Origin of the sequence: Pseudomonas frederiksbergensis (assembly GCF_001952935.1) — a bacterium.
In the GTDB taxonomy this organism is placed as follows: domain Bacteria; phylum Pseudomonadota; class Gammaproteobacteria; order Pseudomonadales; family Pseudomonadaceae; genus Aquipseudomonas; species Aquipseudomonas frederiksbergensis.
This window is the reverse complement of record NZ_CP018319.1, coordinates 3,884,639-3,907,357: the sequence shown is the minus strand read 5'-3', so window position 1 is coordinate 3,907,357 and position 22,719 is coordinate 3,884,639. Positions and strand designations below refer to the sequence as shown.

Genomic DNA, 22,719 nt, shown 5'->3' with positions numbered 1-22,719 from the left:
GTCAGCGCGCCGTGAAAATCAGTACCGCACCCACCGGCACCGACAAACTGATGGCCGACAAACCGGCGACCTTGCGCAAACTTTCCAGGCCGGGGGCCAGGTCGAAATCCGCGGCATTGATGATCAGCGGTTCGAGGGTTACCACCTGGAAGCGCCGGTCATCGAGACGAGTCGCCAGCAGTTCGGCGTTGTATTCGTGTTGTTTGCCATGCAGGTTGACGGTCAGCGGCAGGCGCAATTCTAGTTGCGCGCCGGGCGCCAGATCGTTGATCGGCCGCAGATCGATCTGCGTGGTGATCAGCGCTTCGGGAAACGTCTGGATTTCAAACAGGTCCTTGCGCATGCGTTCATCGCGCAGCGGGATGCCACTGTTGACCGAGTCCATCTCGACTTCCACCTCGGCCAGGCCCTTGGGGCTGACCTTGCCGTGCAGCACCAGAAAGCGTTGCACCTCGGAAATGTTGGTGTTTTTGGTGCTGATGAACGACAGCCGCGAGGACTCACCGTCGAGGTACCAATTGGCCTGGGCCGACACGGTGACACCGGCCAGCAGCAGGGAGGCGAGGGTTTTGCAGAGGAAGCGGCTGAACATAGAGACTCATGGGTAGATAAACCTGAGCGAACCTTAACTGGCCTGAGGCAGGTTGCAAACTCTAATGCCACGGATCTTGGGTCAAACACATTCCCTACAAAAGCCCACCTCGCCGAAGTCAGGGTGACAGGCGGCAACCTTGGCGTTCGCCGATCCATTGCGCGCTGTTGCTGCGGCCCATACCGCTGACAGTGACGCGCTTGCTGGCGGCGTCATCGGTAAAGCCGCTGGTCGGCAGCCACTGCTTCACGTAGCCGCGGCAGTACTCCGCCGGGTTGTTCATCACGTAACGGCACGAACAATATTCCTTGGCGGTGTAGGCGCTGATGATGTCCGGGAAGGCCCCCAGCGCCACGCGCTCTTGCCAGATCCAGCCGAGCAAGGCGATCGACAGGATCAACAACAGCGTGCTGAACGGTCGGCGACGAACAAAGCTCCCACGCTTCATGGCTGCACCTTCGCGGCAAATGCCTTGAGCGCGAGTTTGAGCAAATCGTTGTGCCGGTAGCTGCCGTCGCGGTCATCGCCGTAACGAACGATCACCAGGTTTTCGCCGGGAATCACGTACATCGCCTGCCCCCAATGACCCAACGCGGCGAAGGTGTCGGCGGGTGCATCGGGCCATGGTTTTGCGGCGCCTTCCACCGCGCGGTTAAGCCACCAATGGCCGCCGGGCACAGCCTCGTCTTGATTGGCTTGATAGCGGGCGAACGGTTCGCGGTTGAACGTGACCCAGTCCCTGGGCAGCAATTGCCGCTCACCCCAACGGCCGTCGCGCGCCATCAATAGCCCGATGCGGGCCAGGTCCCTGGCGGTGAGGTAGGCATAGGACGAAGCGACGAATGTCCCCGTGGCGTCGGCCTCCCACACGGCATGGCGAATCCCCAAGGGTTCGAACAAAGCCTTCCATGGATAGTCTGGATAGCGGGTCGGGCCGACGATGGTTTTCAGTGCAGCGGATAACAAATTGCTGTCACCGCTGGAGTAGCGGAATGCCTGACCGGGTTTGGCGTATTCACGGTGATCGGCGGTGAACGCGGCCATGTCCGGGTGGCCACGGGTGTAGAGCATCGCGACCACCGAGGATTTCAACGGCGCGTATTCATAGTCTTCCTGCCAGTCCAGACCCGAGGCCCAATGCAGCAGGTCGGCCATGGTCATGGCCGGGTGTTTTTGCAGCGGTGGATAAAATGTCTGCACCGAGTCCTGGAGCTTGAACAGACCTTCGCCATAGGCCACGCCGAGGACCGTGGCCATCAGGCTCTTGCTGATGGACCAGGTCAGGTGCGGGGTGTCGGCGGTGGTCGGCCCGGCGTAGCGTTCGTAGATCAGTTGACCGTCGCGGATCACCAGCAAGGCGTCGGTGCGGAGGCCTTGTCGGGTGGCCTCATCACGGGGTGGGAAGGCGTAAGTCTCCAGCGCTTGAAGCGCCGGCCCGCTGACTGTCGGACCGGTTGACCATTGCTCGGCAGGCCAATATTCAGCGTGGGCCGTGAGGCTGAGCAGGAGCATAAAAACCAGGGACAAGCCTTTGGACATGGTGGGGGCTCGGAGGGATTGGCTTGCTGAGCCTAGCCGAGGTTGATGACAGTTCCGGGATCGGTGTTATCAATGCGGCCGCCTTCGCGAGCAAGCCCGCTCCCACATTTTGAAATGCATTCCCCTTGTGGGAGCGGGCTTGCTCGCGAAGGGGCCCGTCAATCCAGCGAAGATCCAGCGAGTGCCTTGGCCAACCGCTTCCCCCGCGCCCCCGCCGCCAAATCCATCACGCCCTGATCACGCTGCCACATCTGCGCCCAATGCTGCGGGCCATCGGCCAGTGCCAGAGCCACCTCGGCCTTGAGCCCATCGAACTGCGCAAACAAGCCACCGAGCAACACATGCCCGGACGGATTATTCGGCGCCTGCCGGCTGTCTTCCGCGCACCCGGCCAGCAGCGCCAGCAAACGCAGTTGCAAGGCTTGCGGCCAGTCGCTGTCCTGACCGATGCCGTACAGCCAGGCGGTCATGGCGCTCAACACGTAAATGTCTTCAAGGGTGCGGAACGGTTTGATGTAAGCCTCCCAGCCATCCCCCGCCAACAGTTCGCACTGAGCGTTATCGAGATACAACCGGCCGTGGCTGATGTCTGGCATCAACGGGATCGCCGGCAGTTTCTCCAGGCGCACGCCCGGTTCATCGGGATAGACCACCGCCAGACTCAGGCGCGGTTTTTCATCGGGGGCCTCACTGCGAGCAGCGATCAGCAGCCAATCGGCGGCATCGCCTGCGGTGACAAAATCCTTGCGCCCGCTCAGGCGCAAATCGTGCAGACGGGTCTGCATGTCCGCTACCCGCAGGCTGCGCTGTTCGGTCGCGCACAACGCGCCGAGGCTCGGCGGCGCGCTCGGCCAGAGCATGCGCAACGCCGCCTGATAGCCCACCAGAAACGCCAACCCGGGCGTTGACATCAAACGCCCGCCGGCCACCGCCAGTTCGAACGGCGTGACGTTGCCCAACTGGTGCAACAAAGTCGCGAAACCCTCGCTCAGGTCCGGGTTGGCGGGCAGGCGTTCACAGCGGCGCAGCAGGTTTTGCCAGAGCATAAGAGGCTCCTCAAAGGCTGTCATATAAGCATCACCAAAGCTTCATGGCGATGACACCGGGGCTACATAGCCTGACTTTGCACAACACGGCTGCATAAAGAAAGTCGATCGGCTGCAACCCAAGACGGGTGACCGGCCCGTACGGAGATTCGCAATGACTCAGATCGCCCGCATCAGCGACACCGGCAATGAACGCCGCCTGCAAGCCGAACGCCTGGTGGGCGCCGAGGCCTTGCAAGAAGCCCAGGCCCTGCGCTTCAACGTGTTCAGTGGCGAATTCAACGCCAAGCTGAAAGGCGCGGAGCTGGGTCTGGACATGGATGACTATGATGTTCACTGCGCCCACATCGGCGTGCGTGATTTGAACACCGGGCGCCTGGTGGCGACTACCCGTTTGCTCGACCACACCGCCGCCAGCAGCCTGGGCAAGTTCTACAGCGAAGAAGAATTCAGCCTGCACGGCCTGGTCCATCTCAAAGGCCCGATCCTGGAAATAGGCCGCACTTGCGTCGACCCGGCCTACCGCAACGGCGGCACCATCGCCGTACTCTGGGGCGAACTGGCCGAAGTCCTGAACCAGGGCGGCTACAGCTATTTAATGGGGTGCGCGAGCATCCCGATGCAGGACGGCGGCATTCAAGCCCACGCGATCATGCAGCGCTTGCGCGAACGTTATCTGTGTACTGAACATTTGCGGGCAGAACCGAAAAAACCGCTGCCGAGCCTCGACATCCCGTCCAACGTCATCGCCGAAATGCCACCGCTGCTCAAGGCCTACATGCGCCTTGGCGCGAAGATCTGCGGCGAGCCGTGCTGGGACGAAGACTTCCAGGTCGCCGACGTGTTCATCCTGCTCAAGCGCGACGAGCTCTGCCCGCGTTATGCCAAGCATTTCAAGGCGGCCGTATGATGAGTCGGCTGCGGATTTACGCGCGGATTGCGCGAGTGTTGGTGGTGGTGGCGCTGGGGTTGAGCATGGCCGGGGTGTTCGGGTTGTTCGAGCGTTTGGGGATTGCTCATTCGATGGTCCGTCGCCAACGCTGGTCGCGATTTTTCATGGCGCGCCTGAGCAATGCCCTGCCCTTTCACGTGACCGTGCACGGTGAATTGCCGAAGTCGCCGATGCTCTGGGTCAGCAACCATGTGTCCTGGACCGACATTCCGCTGCTGGGCATGCTCACGCCGCTGTCGTTCCTGTCCAAGGCCGAAGTGCGCACCTGGCCGGTGGCGGGCTGGTTGGCGGCCAAGGCCGGCAGCTTGTTCATCCGTCGAGGGTCGGGCGACAGCCAGTTGATCCGCAAACAGATGACCCGTCATCTGGAGCAGGAACATCCGCTGCTGATGTTCCCGGAAGGCACCACCACCGATGGCCGCACGTTGCGCACGTTTCATGGTCGATTGCTGTCGGCGGCGATCGACTCCGAAGTGAAGTTGCAGCCGGTGGCGATTCGTTATCTGCGCGACGGGCAGCTCGATTCACTGGCACCGTTCATTGGCGATGATGATTTGCTCTCGCACTTGATGCGCTTGTTTGGCCATGATCGGGGTGAGGTGGAGATTCATTTGCTCAAGCCGATCGCGTGCGAAGGTCGCGAGCGTGCGGCGCTGGCGTTCGAAGCGCAGCAGGCGGTGCAGAAGGCGTTGTTTGGGGCGATTCCGCAGGCGCAACCGGAACCACTGCGCCCCGCAATCGCGGCCTGACACAAATCCCCTGTAGGAGCGGGCTTGCTCGCGAAAGCGGTTTGACAGTCAGCACATGTGTTGAATGTGAAGCAGCCTTCGCGAGCAAGCCCGCTCCCACATTAGATTCGCGGTGTCGCAGCGAATGCCTGCAACTCGGGATAGAACAACCGGAAGTCATCGCTCAACGGTTCATACAACACCCGCAATTCCTGCATCGCTGCGGCCAGCTCCTCCGGCCGCGTCAGCCGCCGTGAAATCCCCCGCAGCACCTGCTCCAGCACCGCAAATTCCCGATAAGAACCCAACCAGTCATTAGCGACCATGTGCGGCGCGATCTGCGCCAGACGCTCCGGCAATTGCGCCTCGGCGGACAGCACCCGGTACACACCCGAAGTGAATTGCTCCAGCGGCTGGTCGGCGTACAACGTCCAGTCCCGCGCCAGGCAATGGTCGAAAAACACGTCAAGCACGATCCCGGCGTAACGCCGGCGGGTCATGGAAAACCGTGACAACGAAACGTCCACCAACGGATGACGGTCGGTAAAGACATCGATGCTGCGATGCAGCTGGATGGCCGCTTCGATCTCCGGATCGAACTGCCCTTGCAGCCGCCCTTTGACGAAATCGCCATACAGACTGCCGAGCAATTGACCGGGGCGCTGGCCACCGAGGTGCAGATGTGCGAGATAGTTCATGCCGCGCAGCTTAGCACTACGCCCTCAATATCGTTATAACCCGATATACCGAATTACTCGGTCGTCAGACCAAAATCATATTGGTATATCGCGAAGTACCGATTTAAAGTTCGCCTCATCGCGATATAGCGTTTTATTCATCACGAGCCCAAACCATGACCATCGACCTCGACGAAATAATAAAAGCCCTGGCACACCCAGTACGCCGAGACATCCTCATCTGGCTGAAAGATCCCAAAACCCAGTTCCCGGAACAGCTCCACAACCACGAGTACGGCATTTGCGCCGGACAGATCGATCAACGCTGCGGCCTGTCGCAGTCGACCGTGTCCGCCCATTTGGCGACCTTGCAACGTGCGGGACTGATCAGCAGCCAGAAAGCCGGTCAATGGCACTTCTTCAAACGCAACGAGGACGTGATTCAGGCGTTCCTCGACGCCATCGTCAAGGAGCTCAGCGCTCCGACAAGGAACTGAACAATGCCCCTCTCGCTACTCATTCTGGCCTTGAGCGCCTTCGCCATCGGCACCACCGAGTTCGTCATCATGGGCTTGCTGCCCGATGTGGCGGCCGACCTCGGTGTGTCGATTCCCGGCGCCGGCTGGCTGGTGACCGGTTACGCCCTGGGCGTGGCCATCGGTGCGCCGTTCATGGCGCTGGCCACCTCCAGATTGCCGCGCAAGGCTGCGCTGGTAGCGTTGATGGGGATTTTTATCGTCGGCAACCTGCTCTGTGCAATGGCTACTGACTACAACGTGCTGATGTTTGCCCGCGTGGTCACCGCCCTCTGCCACGGTGCGTTCTTCGGTATCGGTTCGGTGGTGGCGGCAGGTCTGGTGCCTGCAAACAAGCGCGCTTCGGCCGTGGCCTTGATGTTCACCGGCCTGACACTGGCCAACGTACTCGGCGTTCCGCTGGGCACCGCACTCGGTCAGGAAGCTGGCTGGCGTTCGACCTTCTGGGCGGTGACCGTGATTGGCGTGATCGCATTGATCGGCCTGATCCGCTTCCTGCCAGCCAAGCGCGATGAAGAGAAACTCGACATGCGCGCCGAACTGCGCGCCCTCAAAGGCGCCGGGATCTGGCTGTCGTTGAGCATGACCGCGCTGTTCGCAGCTTCGGTATTCACCCTGTTCACCTACGTCGCCCCGCTGCTCGGCGATGTCACTGGCGTCTCGCCCAAAGGCGTGACCTGGACCCTAATGCTCATCGGCCTGGGCCTGACGGTCGGCAACATCATCGGCGGCAAACTGGCGGACAAAGGCATGGCCGCCACATTGATCGGCGTCTTTATCTCGATGGCGGTGATCTCGACCGTACTGACCTGGACCAGCGTTGCGCTGATACCAACCGAAATCACCCTGTTCCTCTGGGCCACTGCGTGCTTTGCCGCCGTGCCCGCCCTGCAAGTGAACGTGGTGACCTACGGCAAGGCCGCACCGAACCTGGTGTCGACCCTGAACATCGGCGCTTTCAATATCGGCAACGCATTGGGTGCCTGGGTCGGTGGCAGCGTCATCGCCCACGGTTTCGGCCTGACCAGCGTTCCTCTCGCGGCAGCCGCACTGGCGGTACTCGCCCTGCTGGTGACCCTGATTACTTTCCGTCAGAACGGCAATCCCGAACTGACCCCTGCTACCAACTGATCTCTACCGGAGAGCTATTTCATGACGACTATTTTCGATCCGATCAAACTGGGCGACCTCGAGTTGGCCAACCGCATCATCATGGCGCCGCTGACCCGCTGCCGCGCCGACGAAGGCCGCGTGCCAAACGCGCTGATGGCCGAGTACTACGTACAACGCGCCTCGGCCGGCCTGATCCTCAGCGAGGCCACTTCGGTCACGCCGATGGGCGTCGGCTACCCGGACACCCCAGGTATCTGGTCCAACGATCAAGTGCGCGGCTGGGCCAATGTGACCAAGGCTATTCACGGCGCCGGCGGCAAGATTTTCCTGCAACTGTGGCACGTCGGCCGGATTTCCCACGGGTCGTACCTGGACGGTGAAACGCCGGTCGCACCGAGCGCCATTCAGCCAAAAGGCCATGTCAGCCTGGTTCGCCCACTGGCCGACTTCCCAACCCCACGCGCCCTGGAAACCGCTGAAATCGCCGACATCGTCGACGCCTACCGCGTCGGCGCCGAGAACGCCAAGGCAGCCGGTTTCGACGGTGTGGAAATCCATGGTGCCAACGGTTACCTGCTCGACCAGTTCCTGCAAAGCAGCACCAACCAGCGCACCGACAACTACGGCGGTTCCGTGGAAAATCGCGCTCGCCTGCTGCTGGAAGTGACCGATGCCGCGATCGAAGTCTGGGGCGCGGGCCGCGTGGGTGTGCACCTGTCACCCCGTGCCGATCTCCATGACATGGGCGACCACAACCTGTCCGAGACCTTCACTTACGTCGCTCGCGAACTGGGCAAACGTGGCATCGCCTTCATCTGCTCCCGCGAGAAAGAAGATGGCGACAGCCTGGGTCCACAATTGAAAGAAGCGTTCGGCGGCCCGTACATCGTCAACGAACGCTTTACCAAGGACAGCGCCAACGCCTGGCTCGCCAGCGGCAAGGCCGATGCGGTGGCCTTCGGTGTACCATTCATCGCCAACCCGGACCTGCCGGCACGTTTGAAGGCCGATGCGCCGCTGAACGAGGCGCGTCCTGAACTGTTCTACGCCAAGGGCCCGGTCGGCTACATCGACTACCCGGTGTTGTAAGCGTCACCCCTTGAAACGCAAAAGCCCCGACTCGAAAGAGCCGGGGCTTTTTTGCAACCGGGTTACTCACAAAATCCCTACAAATCAGGTAGCTCACTACCTATCAAGCGGGCGAGCGTACGTATATAAAAGCACCCCCATTAGGTATTTTGTTTCATTTGCGCAGACTGGGGCTCAAGCGCAGCATATCCAACCCGGTATCAACCAAACGCTCGGCATCGATATGCAGTTGAAAGCTGTCGGGCGCCAACAGCCACTGATACAGGATGCCATCGATATACGCATGAATGCTGATGGCCGCGCGGGCCGTATCGAGGTCTTCCGGTAACTGCCCCCGGTTGACCGCATTACTCAGGGCCAGGGCGATTCGCACATTGCAATCGAGGCTGACCTCTCGACGCTGTTGGCGCAGGTCGCACATTTCATCGGTGAATTCGCACTTATGAAACAGAATCTCATTGATGCGTCGGGTTTTCGGATCCAGGGCAACTTGATGAAACAAATGAATCAGCAGTTTGCGCATACAACCCAAGGGATCGAGCTCATCTTCGCTTTCACTGGCCTTGGCCATTTCATCCAGCGGCTCATGCAAGGTATCAAGCATGGCCTGCACCAGATCCGCCTTGTTGCTGAAATGCCAGTAGATAGCGCCGCGAGTGACCCCGGCCAGGGTAGCGATATCCGCCAGTGTCGTGCGCGCCACGCCCCTTTCGTAAAAGGCCTTTTCTGCCGCTTCCAGTATCTGGCTGCGGGTTTCTTGAGCTTCCTCTTTGGTGCGACGGACCATGGCAGTACAACCTCAATCAGGATGCTTCAGCGATGTCTGAACATCAGCTGAATAAAAGTGGAGCGATCGCTCTCGGGCGTCGTCACCGGCCTACAATTCGAACCCTTGAACGGCTTTCGTAACGATGTGGATACACGGCCAAGGTATTTACAAACAACCATGAACGTAAGTATATTCCTTAGCAAGCTACTTATCCACTCAGCGCACATTTTTTACTTCTCTACATTTCGAGTGCGCAATTTGCGCGCCTGACCCGAGGATTTTCATGCAATTCAAGCCAGCTGTTACCGCTCTGGTCACCGCCCTCGCCTTGGCATCGCTGCTCAGCGGATGCAAAAAGGAAGAGGCGGCACCTGCCGCACCACCCCCTCAGGTCGGCGTCGTTACTCTGCAAGCTCAAGCCTTTACCCTGACCTCCGAACTTCCGGGCCGTACCAGCGCGTACCGCATCGCCGAAGTTCGCCCTCAGGTCAACGGCATCATTCTCAAGCGCCTGTTCAAGGAAGGCGGCGACGTCAAGGCCGGCCAGCAGCTGTATCAGATCGATCCGGCGGTTTATGAAGCCACCCTGAAAAGCGCCCAAGCCAACCTGCAGCAGACCAAATCGATTTCCGACCGCTACAAGCAGTTGGTCAGCGAACAGGCTGTAAGCCGTCAGGAGTACGACACGGCCCTGGCTAACCGGCTGCAATCGGAAGCCGCCCTGCAAAGCGCCCAGATCAATGTGCGCTACACCAAGGTTTACGCGCCTCTCTCCGGCCGTATCGGCCGCTCGACTGTGACTGAAGGCGCGCTGGTTACCAGCGGCCAGGTCGAAGCGATGGCGGTGATTCAGCAACTGGACCCGATCTACGTCGACGTCACCCAGTCTTCGGTTGAGCTGCTGGAACTGCGCCGCGAACTGGAAAGCGGTCGTCTGCAAAAATCCGGCGACAACGCGGCCAAGGTCAAGTTGACCCTCGAAGACGGCAGCCAGTACAAACAGGAAGGCAAGCTCGAGTTCTCGGAAGTCTCGGTGGACCAGACCACCGGTTCCGTGACCTTGCGTGCGGTATTCCCGAACCCTGACCACACCCTGCTGCCCGGCATGTTTGTACACGCCCAGTTGCAGGCTGGTGTGAACAGCGCGGCGATCCTCGCCCCGCAACAAGGCGTGACCCGTGATCTCAAAGGCACCCCGACCGCGCTGGTCGTCGGCCCGGACAACAAGGTCGAACTGCGTCACCTCAAGGCCAGCCGCACCGTCGGCAACCAATGGCTGATCGAAGACGGCCTGAAGGCCGGCGACCGCCTGATCACCGAAGGACTGCAATTCGTTAAACCTGGCGTCGAAGTAAAGGCCAGTGAAGCGACTAACGTTGGCGCAAAGAACCCGGCCCCCGCACAGGTAGCTAACAAGGCTTCCAGCGGCAAAGGGGAGTAAACCATGTCCAGATTTTTTATCGACCGTCCGATTTTTGCCTGGGTAATTGCCCTGGTCATCATGCTGGTCGGGGCACTATCGATCCTCAAACTGCCGATCAACCAATACCCGAGCATTGCGCCTCCGGCCATTGCGATCTCTGTGACCTATCCGGGCGCGTCTGCACAAACCGTGCAGGACACCGTGGTCCAGGTGATCGAGCAACAGCTCAACGGTATCGATAACCTGCGTTATGTCTCCTCGGAAAGTAACTCCGACGGCAGCATGACCATTACCGCGACCTTCGAGCAGGGCACCAACTCCGATACCGCGCAGGTTCAGGTCCAGAACAAGCTGAACCTGGCCACCCCGCTGCTGCCACAAGAAGTGCAGCAACAGGGTATCCGCGTGACCAAGGCAGTGAAAAACTTCCTGATGGTGATCGGCGTGGTGTCGCGCGACGGCAGCATGACCAAGGACGACCTGTCCAACTACATCGTGTCGAACATGCAGGACCCGATCTCGCGGACCGCCGGTGTCGGTGACTTCCAGGTCTTCGGAGCCCAGTACGCGATGCGGATCTGGCTCGACCCGGCCAGGTTGAACAACTTCAACCTGACCCCGGGCGACGTGAAAACCGCCATCGCCGCGCAAAACGTCCAGGTGTCATCCGGTCAACTCGGTGGCTTGCCTGCCGTGGCCGGTCAGCAACTGAACGCGACTATCATCGGCAAGACCCGTCTGCAAACGGCTGAGCAGTTCAAGGCCATCCTGCTGAAGGTCAACAAGGATGGTTCGCAAGTGCGTGTCGGCGACGTGGCTGATGTCGCTCTGGGGGGTGAAAACTACTCGATCAGCGCCCAGTTCAACGGCAGCCCGGCCTCGGGTCTGGCGGTGAAACTGGCCAACGGTGCCAACGCCCTCGACACTGCAACAGCGCTGCGCAAGACCATCGAATCCCTCAAGCCGTTCTTCCCGGAAGGGATGGAAGTGGTATTCCCGTACGACACCACTCCAGTGGTGACCGAGTCGATCAAGGGTGTGGTTGAAACCCTGGTCGAAGCGATCGCGCTGGTGTTCCTGGTGATGTTCCTGTTCCTGCAAAACTTCCGCGCCACCGTCATCACCACAATGACCGTGCCAGTCGTATTGCTGGGTACCTTCGGGATCCTCGCGGCATTCGGATTCAGCATCAACACCCTGACCATGTTCGGTATGGTACTGGCCATCGGTTTGCTGGTGGACGACGCCATCGTCGTGGTGGAGAACGTCGAACGGGTCATGAGCGAAGAAGGCCTGTCACCCAAGGAAGCCACCAAGAAATCCATGGGGCAGATCCAGGGTGCACTGGTCGGTATTGCCCTGGTGCTGTCGGCGGTACTGTTGCCGATGGCATTCTTCGGCGGTTCCACTGGCGTGATCTACAAGCAGTTCTCGATCACCATCGTCTCGGCCATGGCCCTGTCGGTACTGGTCGCCCTGATCTTTACCCCGGCGCTCTGCGCCACCATGCTCAAACCGATCCCCAAGGGTGAGCACGGCGTCCCGAAACGCGGATTTTTCGGCTGGTTCAACCGCAACTTCGACCGTAGCGTGAAAAGCTACGAACGCGGCGTTGGCAACATTCTGCGTAACAAGGTGCCGTATCTGCTGGTGTACGTGATCATCGTCGTCGGCATGATCTGGTTGTTCCTGCGCATTCCATCCGCGTTCCTGCCGGAAGAAGACCAAGGTGTACTGTTTGCCCAGGTGCAAACCCCGGCTGGCTCCAGTTCCCAGCGCACGCAAGTGGTGGTGGACGAGATGCGTGAGTTCCTGCTTCGTCCGGGCACTGAAGGCGGTGAAGGAGACGCGGTGGCCTCGGTGTTTACCGTGACCGGCTTCAACTTCGCAGGCCGTGGTCAGAGTTCGGGTATGGCGTTCATCATGCTCAAACCGTGGGACGAACGTAACGCCGAAAACAGCGTATTCAAAGTCGCGGCCCGTGCCCAACAGCATTTCTTCACCTTCCGTGACGCGATGGTGTTTGCGTTCGCCCCTCCGGCGGTGCTGGAACTGGGTAACGCCACCGGTTTCGACGTGTTCCTGCAAGACCGTGCCGGTATCGGTCACGATGCACTGATGGCTGCACGCAACCAGTTCCTCGGGATGGCGGCGCAGAGCAAGGTGCTGTCGCAGGTCCGCCCGAACGGTCTGAACGACGAACCGCAATACCAACTGGAAATCGATGACGAGAAGGCCAGTGCCCTGGGCATTACCATCGCCGACATCAACAGCACCCTGTCGATTGCGCTGGGCAGTAGCTACGTCAACGACTTCATCGACCGCGGTCGGGTGAAGAAGGTTTACGTGCAAGGCCAGCCAGGGGCGCGCATGAGTCCTGAAGACGTGAAGAAATGGTACGTACGCAACAGCGCCGGCACCATGGTTCCCTTCTCCGCGTTCGCCAAGGGTGAGTGGATTTACGGTGCGCCGAAGCTGTCGCGTTACAACGGCGTAGAAGCGATGGAAATCCTCGGTGCCCCGGCCCCCGGCTATTCCACCGGTGAAGCCATGGCCGAAGTCGAAGCCCTGGCCCAGAAACTGCCGGCCGGTGTCGGTATTTCCTGGACCGGCCTGTCGTACGAAGAACGACTGGCGGGTTCGCAAGCGCCGGCGCTGTTCGCGTTGTCGATCCTGATGGTGTTCCTGTGCCTGGCCGCGTTGTATGAAAGCTGGTCGATTCCGATTGCGGTGGTGCTCGTGGTGCCGCTGGGGATTATCGGTGCCTTGATGGCAACCAGCTTGCGCGGTCTGTCCAACGACGTGTACTTCCTGGTGGGCCTGTTGACCACCATTGGTCTGGCGGCGAAAAACGCCATTCTGATCGTCGAGTTCGCCAAAGACCTGCATGAACAGGGCAAGAGCTTGCAGGAGGCCGCCATCGAGGCGTGCCGCATGCGTTTGCGCCCGATCATCATGACCTCCCTGGCGTTTGTCCTCGGCGTGGTGCCACTGGCCATTTCCAGCGGCGCCGGCTCGGGTAGCCAGCACGCCATTGGTACGGTGGTGATTGGCGGTATGATCACCGCCACCGTTTTGGCGATATTCTGGGTCCCGCTGTTTTTTGTCACCGTGTCGGCCATGGGGCAGCGCAAAATCGCTGACCAGGACGACGCTCTAGAACCTTCTAAAGAGGCTGGCTTATGAGCAAGTCGCTACTTTCCCTGGCTGTTGCCGCCTTCGTGCTCGGTGGCTGCTCGCTGATTCCCGATTATCAGCAGCCTGAAGCACCGGTGGCGGGCCAGTACCCGCAAGGTCCGGCGTATTCGTCGGCCCAGGCGCCGGCCCAGGCTGCTGCTGAACAGGGCTGGAAGCAGTTTTTCCATGACCCGGCGCTGCAACAACTGATCCAGATCGCTCTGGAAAACAACCGTGACCTGCGTGTCGCGGCGCTGAACATCGACGCCTTTGCGGCTCAATACCGCATCCAGCGTGCCGATCTGTTCCCGGCCGTGTCGGCCAACGGCACTGGCAGCCGTCAGCGGGTCCCGGCTCGGGCCTCGCAGACCGGCCAAGCGGACATCACCAGTTCCTACTCGGCCACAGTCGGCATCAGCGCGTATGAGCTCGACCTGTTCGGTCGGGTTCGCAGCCTGAGCGAAGAAGCGCTGCAAAAGTACTTCGCCACTGAAGAAGCGCGCCGCAGCACGCAGATCAGCCTGGTGGCCAGTGTGGCCAACGCCTACCTGACCTGGCAGGCCGACAAGGAATTGCTGAAACTGACCCAGGACACCCTGGCTGCGTTCGAGGAGAGCTACAAGCTCACCGCCCGCAGCAATGAAGTGGGGGTCGCCTCGGCGCTGGACCTGGCCCAGTCGCGTACCTCGGTGGAAAACGCCCGCGCGCAAATGGCCAAGTACACCCGTCAAGTCGCCCAGGATGAAAACAGCCTGGTGTTGCTGCTCGGCACGGGCGTCCCGGCCAATCTGCAAGCGGCCAAGCCGTTGGCTGACGACCTGCTGAGCGAAGTGCCGGCCGGTCTGCCATCTGACTTGCTGCAACGTCGTCCGGACATCCTTCAGGCCGAATACAACCTGAAAGCCGCCAACGCCAACATCGGTGCGGCGCGGGCTGCGTTCTTCCCGAGCATCAGCCTGACAGCCAACGCCGGGACCCTGAGCCCTGACCTGTCCGGCCTGTTCAAGGGCGGTTCGGGCACCTGGTTGTTCCAGCCGCAGATCAACCTGCCGATCTTCAACGCCGGCAGCCTGCGCGCCAGCCTGGATTATTCAAAAATCCAGAAAGACATCGGCGTGGCGAACTACGAGAAGTCCATTCAAACGGCCTTCCAGGAAGTCGCCGACGGCCTGGCCGCGCGCCAGACCTACACCGATCAGTTGCAGGCCCAGCGTGATTTCGTCACCGCGAACCAGGACTACTACCGTCTGGCCGAGCGTCGCTATCGCATTGGTGTCGACAGCAACCTGACCTTCCTCGATGCCCAGCGTCAGCTGTTCAGTGCCGAACAGGTACTGATCACCGACCGTCTGGCGCAGCTGGTCAGTGCCGTCAATCTGTACAAGGCATTGGGCGGTGGCTGGAACGAGCAGACGGCGAAGAACGAGCCGTTGAAAGAAGAAGCGCCGAAGATGAAGTTGTTCTGATAGCGCTGTAAAACAGGAAGCCCACCGCTTGGTGGGCTTTTTGTTGTCTGCAGGAAAAGGTGTGTTGTCAGCTCTGACGCCATCGCGAGCAGGCTCGCTCCCACAGTTGATCTCTGCTGGTCATCAATATTGTGTTCACCCTAGATCCCTCTGTGGGAGCGAGCCGGCTCCGGGCGGCGCTCCGACGATGAGGCCGGAACAGACAACACAAATCCCCAGCCAATCTTATGTTCGATAATCGCCCAAAACCCGCTTTCCCCGATTGAACCCTCCCGCCCATCCCCCGCACCATTCGTCGCACAAAACCAATAACAACAGGTTCGACACCATGCCCCCGCGCCCTGCCCTGTCCGGCTGATCCCGTTCGTTTTATCCCGATTTCAATTTTTTTTGTCTGCAATCCCAAGGTTGCGGCAGCGCCCCGTTTCATACCTAAAAATTAGAGAGACCCGCACACATGACACCTTCCAACACTCAATACTGGCTCCCCAGCCTCATCGCCGTTGCACTGGCCAGTACGGCTCTGCCCGCCATGGCCGAGGAATCAGGCTTTGTCGAAGGTGCCAAGGTCAACCTGAACCTGCGCAACTTCTACATCAATCGCAACTTCACCAACCCGACCAAAACCCAGGGCAAGGCAGAAGAGTGGACACAAAGCTTCATCCTCGACGCCAAGTCCGGGTTCACCCAGGGCACCGTCGGGTTCGGCATGGATGTGCTGGGGTTGTACTCGGTGAAACTCGACGGTGGTAAAGGCACGGGCGGCACGCAGTTGCTGCCGCTGGATCACGACGGTCGTCCGGCGGACAACTTCGGTCGCACCAACGTCGCGTTCAAGGCCAAGCTGTCGCAGACCGAAGTGAAGGTGGGGGAATGGATGCCAGTGCTGCCGATCCTGCGTTCGGACGACGGTCGCTCCCTGCCGCAAACCTTTCGTGGCGGCCAGGTCACCTCCAAGGAAATCAACGGCCTGACGCTCTACGGCGGGCAGTTCCGCGCCAACAGCCCGCGCGACGATAGCAGCATGAACGACATGTCGATGAGCGGAAAACCGGCGTTCACCTCCGACCGTTTCAACTTTCAGGGCGGCGAATACGCCTTCAACGACAAGCGCACCCAGGTCGGTGTGTGGAACGCCGAACTCAAGGACATCTACAGCCAGCAATACGTGAATCTGATCCACAGCCAGCCCCTCGGCGACTGGACCCTGGGCGCCAACCTCGGTTTCTTCTACGGCAAGGACGACGGCAGCGCCCGGGCCGGCGAGTTGGACAACAAGACCTGGTCGGGCCTGTTCTCGGCCAAATACGGCGGCAACACCTTCTATGTCGGCCTGCAAAAACTCACCGGCGACAGCGGGTGGATGCGGGTCAATGGAACCAGCGGCGGCATCCTGGCCAATGACAGTTACAACGCCAGTTATGACAATGCGAAAGAAAAATCCTGGCAGGTACGGCATGACTACAACTTCGTCGCCCTCGGCATTCCCGGCCTGACCCTGATGAACCGCTACATCAGTGGCGACAACGTGCACACCGGCACCATCACCGACGGCAAGGAATGGGGCCGCGAAAGCGAACTGGGCTACACCGTGCAGAGCGGCGCGCTCAAGGACCTCAACGTCAAATGGCGCAACTCGACCATTCGCCGGGATTTCAGCAACAACGAGTTCGATGAAAACCGGTTGATCGTCAGCTATCCGATCAGTTTGTTGTAAGGCGATCAGCCAGCCAGCCAGCCGCCCGTCAGGCTGGCTGGCGCTTTATCGAGCGTCAATTACAGTGAAAAAACCTGACAGGACTCAGGCGACATTCAGCCCTCCCGCACTTCCGTTATCTGTTGATGTTGGTCCCCAAGACTTGAGCCAGGCTGTCATCGGAAGACACCACTGATCACCAGAGGACGACCTCATGATCGCTCGACTCAAATCCGGACCCATCGCTACCGACTGGGACGCCAAGGCCTACCAACAATTCTCGCGTCTTCGACAACGACCGGCGAGCGAACTGCTTGATCACGTTGATCTCAAACAACCCAAACGCATTTCGACCTGGGTTGCGGCACCGGCATTGCGACTCAACTCTTGGCCAAGCGCTGGCCCCGTGCACGCCTGATGGGCGTCGACAGCTCCGAACAGATGCTTCAGCAAGCCCGATATTTGCCGATCAAGGCGCTCTGGAAACAGTGCGACCTGAAAAGTTGGCAACCTGAGCAACCCGCCGATCTACTCTTCGCCGCCGCGGTGCTGCACTTTATCAACGACCACGAACAGCTACTGCCACGCTTGCTCAAGCTCCTTAATCCGGGTGGTTGCCTGGCCGCGCACATGCCCGACTGGCGGGATGCGCAGTGGTATCAACTGATGCTCGACACCCTTGAAGACGCAGGCCCCGGAGGCAAACCACTGGGCACCCCGCAATTGCGCGAGGCCATGGCGGCGCGGCCGCTGTTGTCGTTGGAAAGTTACTATCGGTTGCTCTCGCCGATCACCCGGACACTGGATATCTGGGAGACCGAACAGCTACAGGTTGTCGATGGCAAGTCACCGATCTATGACTGGGTCAAAGTCTCGGCGCTGCGGCCGGTGATGCAGGGACTGAAGGACGATGAACAGGCACGGTTCATCTATCACTACCTGATGCGCGTGCATGCGCAATACCCGCCGGAGAACGACGGGCACACGTTGTTTCCGTTCAAGCGAATCTTCATCGTCGCCACGGTTTAAAAATGTGGGAGCGAGCCTGCTCGCGATGGCGGTTTAACCTTCAGCATCGATGCAAGCTGACCCACCGCTTTCGCGAGCAAGCCCGCTCCCACAGGGGTCTTAAGTGAACACATAATTTGAGTTCACACCGTAAAACTGTGGGAGCGGGCTTGCTCGCGAAAGCGGTGGGTCAAACACCTGAAATCCCCAGGCTCACTCCCGCGATTCAACCCCCAATTCATCCCACACCGACTCCGCCAGATGGAACGTCGCGTTCGCTGCCGGAATGCCGCAGTAGATCGCGCTCTGCATGATCACTTCCTTGATCTCACCGCGGGTCACGCCGTTGTTGGCGGCGGCGCGCAGGTGCAGCTTGAGTTCTTCATTGCGGTTCATGCCGATCAGCATAGCGATGGTGATCAGGCTGCGGGTATGACGCGGCAGCCCCGGACGGGTCCAGATGTCGCCCCAGGCATGGCGGGTGATCATCTCCTGAAACTCCGAGTTGAACTCGGTCAGCGCATTCAGGCTGCGGTCGACGTGGGCGTCACCGAGTACCGCGCGACGGACTTTCAGGCCCTCGTCGTAACGTTGTTTCTCGTCCACAACAATCCCCTTAATCAGCTGACAAAAACGTCACAACCCGGTCACTGAACGCAGCGCCGGCCTGAACGTTGGACAAGTGCGCGGCGTAGAACTCGGCGTACTCGGCGCCCTTCACGTGTTGCTGAATGAAGTGCCCGCCGGACGGCGGCGTGACCGGGTCTTCGGTGCCGGCGATGACCAGCAGCGGCACCTTGATCGAGGACAGCTGATCGCGGAAATCGGCATCGCGCACGGCGGCACAATTCGCGGCATACCCTTCTGGCGAGGTGGCCGCGAGCATGTCCGTAATCTTTTTCGCGGCAGCCGGATTGGCTTCAGCAAAATCGGCGGTGAACCAGCGCGCAATCGACGCATCACGTAGCGCGACCATGGCGGCCGGACCGTCACGCAGCACGGTTTCAATGCGCGGGTTCCACACCGACGGATCGCCGATTTTCGCCGCCGTGTTGCACACCACCAGTTTGTTCAGGCGATCACCCGCGTTGATCCCCAGCCACTGGCCAATCAGCCCGCCCATGGACAGACCGCAGAAATGCGCGCGTTCGATGTGCAACGCATCCAGCAGCGCCAGCACGTCATGGCCCAGTTGCTCGATGCTGTATGGCCCCGGCGTGACCAGCGATTGGCCATGACCCCGGGTGTCGAAACGCAGCACCCGGAAATGCTCGGCGAACGCCGCAATCTGCGCGTCCCACATGTGCAGGTTAGTGCCCAGCGAGTTGGACAACACCAGCACCGGCGCATCCGCCGGGCCATCGAGTTGCGGCCCTTGAATTTGGTAATGCAGTTCGCCCTCGGCGAGTTGTACGAAAGCCACAGCAATCTCCTTCAGGCAGTCAACGCAGAATGTTCAGCCACCGCTCGCTCGACCCAGGTATGGGCCTGACCGAGGTAATGAGCGGGGTCCAGCAAATGATCGAGTTCAGCAGGCGAGAGTTCGGCGGTCACTTGCGGCTCGTCGCCGAGTACCGCTCGCAGATGACGTCGTTCAGCCACCGCGCGCTTGCAGCATTGCTCCAGCAAATGGTGCGCGGTGTCGCGGCCGACCCGTTGGGCGAGGACGATGCTCACCGCTTCGGCGAGCACCAGCCCTTGGGTCAGATCGAGGTTGCGGGCCATGCGCTCGGCGTCCACTTCCAGCCCATCCGTCACCAGCAACGCTTGTTTCAGACTGCCGGACACCAGGCAGCAAATCTCCGGCAGGGTTTCCCACTCGGCATGCCACAGGCCCAGGCTGCGCTCGTGTTCTTGAGGCATGGCGCTGAACAGCGTCGAGAGCAAACCCGGAACCCGCGTTGCAGCACTGATCAGCACCGCCGCGCCCACCGGGTTGCGCTTGTGCGGCATGGTCGAAGAACCGCCCTTGCCCGGCGCGGATGGTTCGAACACTTCAGCGGCTTCAGTCTGCATCAACAGGCTGATGTCGCGGCCGAGTTTACCGAGGCTGCCGGCGATCAATCCCAGTACCGAGCCGAACTCCACCAAGCGATCTCGCTGGGTGTGCCAAGGTTGATCCGGCAGTGTCAGTTTCAATTCTTCAGCCAGCGCCTGGGCAATCGGCATCGCCTGCTCGCCGAGGGCCGCGAGGGTTCCGGAGGCGCCGCCGAATTGCAGCACCAGCAGCCGCGGCTTGAGTTGTTGCAGACGTTGACGGCTGCGAGTGACAGCGCCCAGCCAACCGGCGATTTTCATGCCGAGGGTGACGGGTGTCGCGTGCTGTAACCAGGTGCGCCCGGCCAGCGGTGTGGCGACGTAGCGTAACGCCTGGGTCGCCAGCGTTTCGCCCAGTTGCGCCAGATCGCTTTCGATCAGCGCCAGCGCGCTACGCAGTTGCAACACCAGACCGGTGTCCATCACGTCCTGGCTGGTCGCGCCCAGATGCACATAGCGCTCGGCTTCGGCATGGTTGGCCGCGATCTGTTTACCCAGCACCTTGACCAACGGAATCGCCGAATTGCCCGCCGTGGCAATCGCCTCGCCGAGAGCCGCAAAGTCGTAATGCCCGGCCTGACACGCCGCTTCAATCGGCGCGACAGCCGTTTGCGGAATCAGCCCGACTCGCGCCTCGGCCCGAGCCAGCGCCGCTTCAAAATCAAGCATTGTCTGAACCCGCCCCTGATCGCAGAACACCTCACGCATGTCGCGGGCGGTGAAATAGACATCGAATAATTGATTGCCCGGTCGCTCATTCATAAGCAGTCCCTGGAGACGTGGGCCACGCCGGCCCACGGGTAAAGATCAAAGGTCGTTTTGCAAATACTTCGCCTGTTTCGGCAAGCGCAGGCTGAACAGGAACGCCACCGCCATCATCACCGTGACGTACCAGTAGAAGGAGTTTTCCATGCCCACGGCCTTGAGGCTCAGGGCCACATATTCCGCCGAACCACCGAAGATTGCATTCGCCACCGCGTACGCCAGGCCGACGCCCAATGCGCGCACTTCGGGCGGGAACATTTCGGCTTTTACCAGGCCACTGATGGAAGTGTAAAAACTGACGATCGCCAGTGCCACGGTAATCAGTACGAAGGCCAGGAACGGGCTGCTGACGCTTTTCAGGCTCAGCAGGATCGGCACGGTGAACAACGTCCCCAGCGCGCCGAACCACAGCATCGAGTTACGTCGACCGATCTTGTCCGCGAGCATGCCGAACAGCGGCTGCATGCACATATAAAGGAACAGTGCGCCGGTCATGATGTAGCTGGCGGTCTTGGCGTGCATGCCGGCGGTGTTCACCAGGTACTTCTGCATGTACGTGGTGAAGGTGTAGAAAATCAGCGAGCCACCGGCGGTGTAACCGAGCACGGTAATGAACGCAGCCTTGTGGTCGCGGAACAGCGCACGGATGCTGCCGGCGTCCTTGTTTTCGCGCATTTCCTTGCTGGTGGTTTCCTTGAGCGAGCGACGCAGGAACAGCGAAATCAACGCTGCCGCCGCACCGACGACAAACGGGATCCGCCAGCCATAGGCGCGCAAATCATCCTCAGTGAGGATTTGTTGCAGGACCACTACCAGCGACACCGCCAGCAATTGCCCGCCGATCAGCGTCACGTACTGGAACGAGGCGAAGAAACCGCGCTGGCCCTTGAGGGCCACTTCACTCATGTAGGTCGCGGTGGTCCCGTACTCTCCGCCCACCGACAGCCCCTGCAACAAGCGGGCGAACAGCAGCATGATCGGCGCCCAGACGCCGATATCCTTGTAGGTTGGCAGGCAAGCGATAAGCAACGAACCGAAGCACATCATCAGAATCGAGATCAGCATCGAATTCTTGCGCCCGTGCTTGTCCGCCAGCCGGCCGAAGATCCAGCCGCCGATAGGCCGCATCAGGAACCCGGCGGCGAATACGCCAGCCGTATTCACCAGCTGCACAGTCGGGTTATCGGACGGGAAAAAGGCAGGGGCGAAATAGATCGCGCAGAAGGCGTAGACGTAGAAGTCGAACCATTCGACGAGGTTGCCGGACGAGGCGCCGACAATCGCGAAGATCCTTTTACTGCGCTCTTCGCCGGTGTAGAGCGCTGTAGTAGCGGTGTTGGTTGTCATTGTTTTTTACTCAATGGGGACCGTGAGAGTCTAGACACACTTTGCAACAATCCCGTTCCACAAATACATCAGCTACGCGATCCCCTGTGGGAGCGGGCTTGCTCGCGAAGGCGGTGAGTCAGGCAACATTGATATCGACTGACACGACGCCTTCGCGAGCAAGCCCGCTCCCACAGGTTTTGTGGCGCTCCATCAATAATCGAAGAACACCGTCTCAGCGTCGGTGCCCTGCAGGATCACATTCCACTGGTAGACACCGGACGCATCCTGCTTCGCCAGCAAGGTGCTGCGACGTTCAGCCGGCACACATTCCAGCAGCGGATCCGCCACGTTGGCCGGTTCGCCGTCAAAGTAAATCCGCGTCAGCAAGTGCTTCACCAACCCGCGAGCAAACACCAGCACCACCAGATGCGGCGCCTGAGTCGTGCCTTTCAGGCCTTCCACCATGCCCGGCTTGATCGTGGTGAAACGGAAGCGTCCTTCGGCATCCACCGGCACCCGGCCAAACCCTTCGAAGTTCGGGTCCAGGGGTTTGTCCTGATCGTCTTCGGGGTGGTCATACTTGCCGGCGGCGTTGGCCTGCCAGACTTCCAGCATCGCGTCGTTAACGATGTCGCCGTTGCCATCGATGACTTGCCCGGTGATCGCCACGCGCTCGCCGAGGGTTTGTTCGACGGTCAGGTCTTCGCGGTTCAGCCAGGTCAAACCGATGTGGTAATACGGTCCGACGGTGTGGGATGTGGTCGCGTTCAGCGTCAT

Annotated in this window: 20 protein-coding genes and 1 pseudogene; 10 read left to right on the top strand and 11 right to left on the bottom strand. The window is 60.4% G+C overall.

What is annotated here, in order from left to right:
- Position 1: 1 nt before the first annotated feature.
- The 4 genes from PFAS1_RS18170 to PFAS1_RS18155 form a co-directional block, all read right to left on the bottom strand.
- Positions 2 to 592 carry a YceI family protein gene (locus PFAS1_RS18170; protein ID WP_076030015.1) on the bottom strand — a complete coding sequence of 197 codons (591 nt, stop codon included), beginning with the start codon at positions 590 to 592 and terminating at the stop codon, positions 2 to 4.
- 118 nt (positions 593 to 710) lie between these two features.
- A complete protein-coding gene (locus PFAS1_RS18165) occupies positions 711 to 1,040 on the bottom strand; it encodes an amidase (protein ID WP_076030014.1) in 330 nt (109 codons plus the stop codon).
- Positions 1,037 to 2,131 (bottom strand): serine hydrolase domain-containing protein, encoded by a 1,095-nt coding sequence (locus PFAS1_RS18160; RefSeq protein ID WP_076030013.1) that lies wholly within the window; start codon positions 2,129 to 2,131, stop codon positions 1,037 to 1,039. Before PFAS1_RS18160 ends, PFAS1_RS18165 begins: the two co-directional genes overlap by 4 nt.
- 158 nt (positions 2,132 to 2,289) lie before the next feature.
- On the bottom strand, positions 2,290 to 3,177 hold the full coding sequence (locus PFAS1_RS18155) for an acyl-CoA dehydrogenase middle domain-containing protein (RefSeq protein ID WP_076030012.1): 888 nt from the start codon (positions 3,175 to 3,177) through the stop codon (positions 2,290 to 2,292).
- A 154-nt stretch (positions 3,178 to 3,331) separates the two neighbouring features.
- Here PFAS1_RS18155 and olsB point away from each other — a divergent pair, with 154 nt between their 5' ends.
- Both olsB and PFAS1_RS18145 read left to right on the top strand, forming a co-directional pair.
- Positions 3,332 to 4,087: an L-ornithine N(alpha)-acyltransferase gene (olsB, locus tag PFAS1_RS18150; RefSeq protein ID WP_008152922.1), complete on the top strand. Its 756-nt coding sequence runs from the start codon at positions 3,332 to 3,334 to the stop codon at positions 4,085 to 4,087.
- Positions 4,087 to 4,878, top strand: a complete 792-nt coding sequence (locus tag PFAS1_RS18145) for a lysophospholipid acyltransferase family protein (RefSeq protein WP_076030011.1) — start codon at positions 4,087 to 4,089, stop codon at positions 4,876 to 4,878. Before olsB ends, PFAS1_RS18145 begins: the two co-directional genes overlap by 1 nt.
- Positions 4,879 to 4,979: 101 nt before the next feature.
- On the opposite strand, the gene PFAS1_RS18140 is transcribed toward PFAS1_RS18145, so the two are convergent.
- Entirely contained in the window at positions 4,980 to 5,555 is a 576-nt protein-coding gene (locus tag PFAS1_RS18140; protein ID WP_076030010.1) for an acyl carrier protein phosphodiesterase, read from the bottom strand.
- Between the two features lie 155 nt (positions 5,556 to 5,710).
- Between PFAS1_RS18140 and PFAS1_RS18135 the strand changes: the two genes are divergently transcribed.
- Genes PFAS1_RS18135 through PFAS1_RS18125 form a run of 3 tightly spaced genes read left to right on the top strand, consistent with a single transcriptional unit; the run spans position 5,711 to position 8,272 of the window.
- A complete protein-coding gene (locus tag PFAS1_RS18135) occupies positions 5,711 to 6,031 on the top strand; it encodes an ArsR/SmtB family transcription factor (RefSeq protein ID WP_074874210.1) in 321 nt (106 codons plus the stop codon).
- A 3-nt stretch (positions 6,032 to 6,034) separates the two neighbouring features.
- Positions 6,035 to 7,201: an MFS transporter gene (locus tag PFAS1_RS18130; RefSeq protein ID WP_076030009.1), complete on the top strand. Its 1,167-nt coding sequence runs from the start codon at positions 6,035 to 6,037 to the stop codon at positions 7,199 to 7,201.
- A gap of 21 nt (positions 7,202 to 7,222) precedes the next feature.
- On the top strand, positions 7,223 to 8,272 hold the full coding sequence (locus tag PFAS1_RS18125; protein ID WP_076030008.1) for an alkene reductase: 1,050 nt from the start codon (positions 7,223 to 7,225) through the stop codon (positions 8,270 to 8,272).
- A 154-nt stretch (positions 8,273 to 8,426) separates the two neighbouring features.
- On the opposite strand, the gene emhR is transcribed toward PFAS1_RS18125, so the two are convergent.
- Positions 8,427 to 9,059 carry an efflux system transcriptional repressor EmhR gene (gene emhR / locus PFAS1_RS18120; RefSeq protein ID WP_074874205.1) on the bottom strand — a complete coding sequence of 211 codons (633 nt, stop codon included), beginning with the start codon at positions 9,057 to 9,059 and terminating at the stop codon, positions 8,427 to 8,429.
- A 265-nt stretch (positions 9,060 to 9,324) separates the two neighbouring features.
- On the opposite strand from emhR, the gene PFAS1_RS18115 reads away from it, so the two are divergent.
- From PFAS1_RS18115 to PFAS1_RS18095, 5 genes and pseudogenes are all read left to right on the top strand, one after another.
- On the top strand, positions 9,325 to 10,482 hold the full coding sequence (locus PFAS1_RS18115; protein ID WP_076030007.1) for an efflux RND transporter periplasmic adaptor subunit: 1,158 nt from the start codon (positions 9,325 to 9,327) through the stop codon (positions 10,480 to 10,482).
- Positions 10,483 to 10,485: 3 nt separating this feature from the next.
- Positions 10,486 to 13,650 carry an efflux RND transporter permease subunit EmhB gene (gene emhB / locus PFAS1_RS18110; protein WP_076030006.1) on the top strand — a complete coding sequence of 1,055 codons (3,165 nt, stop codon included), beginning with the start codon at positions 10,486 to 10,488 and terminating at the stop codon, positions 13,648 to 13,650.
- Positions 13,647 to 15,107, top strand: coding sequence for an efflux RND transporter outer membrane subunit EmhC (gene emhC / locus PFAS1_RS18105; RefSeq protein WP_076030005.1), 1,461 nt, complete (start codon positions 13,647 to 13,649; stop codon positions 15,105 to 15,107). Before emhB ends, emhC begins: the two co-directional genes overlap by 4 nt.
- A 457-nt stretch (positions 15,108 to 15,564) precedes the next feature.
- On the top strand, positions 15,565 to 16,824 hold the full coding sequence (locus tag PFAS1_RS18100; RefSeq protein WP_076030004.1) for an OprD family porin: 1,260 nt from the start codon (positions 15,565 to 15,567) through the stop codon (positions 16,822 to 16,824).
- 193 nt (positions 16,825 to 17,017) lie between these two features.
- Positions 17,018 to 17,832, top strand: a pseudogene (locus tag PFAS1_RS18095) (methyltransferase domain-containing protein).
- A 192-nt stretch (positions 17,833 to 18,024) separates the two neighbouring features.
- Here PFAS1_RS18095 and pcaC read toward each other — a convergent pair.
- The 5 genes from pcaC to pcaG all read right to left on the bottom strand — a co-directional run bounded on the left by pcaC (position 18,025) and on the right by pcaG (position 22,719).
- Entirely contained in the window at positions 18,025 to 18,417 is a 393-nt protein-coding gene (pcaC, locus tag PFAS1_RS18090) for a 4-carboxymuconolactone decarboxylase (RefSeq protein WP_008147336.1), read from the bottom strand.
- 10 nt (positions 18,418 to 18,427) lie between these two features.
- On the bottom strand, positions 18,428 to 19,234 hold the full coding sequence (pcaD, locus tag PFAS1_RS18085; protein ID WP_076030003.1) for a 3-oxoadipate enol-lactonase: 807 nt from the start codon (positions 19,232 to 19,234) through the stop codon (positions 18,428 to 18,430).
- A gap of 11 nt (positions 19,235 to 19,245) precedes the next feature.
- Positions 19,246 to 20,610 (bottom strand): 3-carboxy-cis,cis-muconate cycloisomerase, encoded by a 1,365-nt coding sequence (locus tag PFAS1_RS18080; protein WP_076030002.1) that lies wholly within the window; start codon positions 20,608 to 20,610, stop codon positions 19,246 to 19,248.
- Positions 20,611 to 20,655: 45 nt separating this feature from the next.
- A complete protein-coding gene (locus PFAS1_RS18075) occupies positions 20,656 to 21,960 on the bottom strand; it encodes an MFS family transporter (RefSeq protein ID WP_076030001.1) in 1,305 nt (434 codons plus the stop codon).
- Positions 21,961 to 22,152: 192 nt separating this feature from the next.
- On the bottom strand, positions 22,153 to 22,719 hold the full coding sequence (gene pcaG / locus PFAS1_RS18065) for a protocatechuate 3,4-dioxygenase subunit alpha (protein WP_076030000.1): 567 nt from the start codon (positions 22,717 to 22,719) through the stop codon (positions 22,153 to 22,155).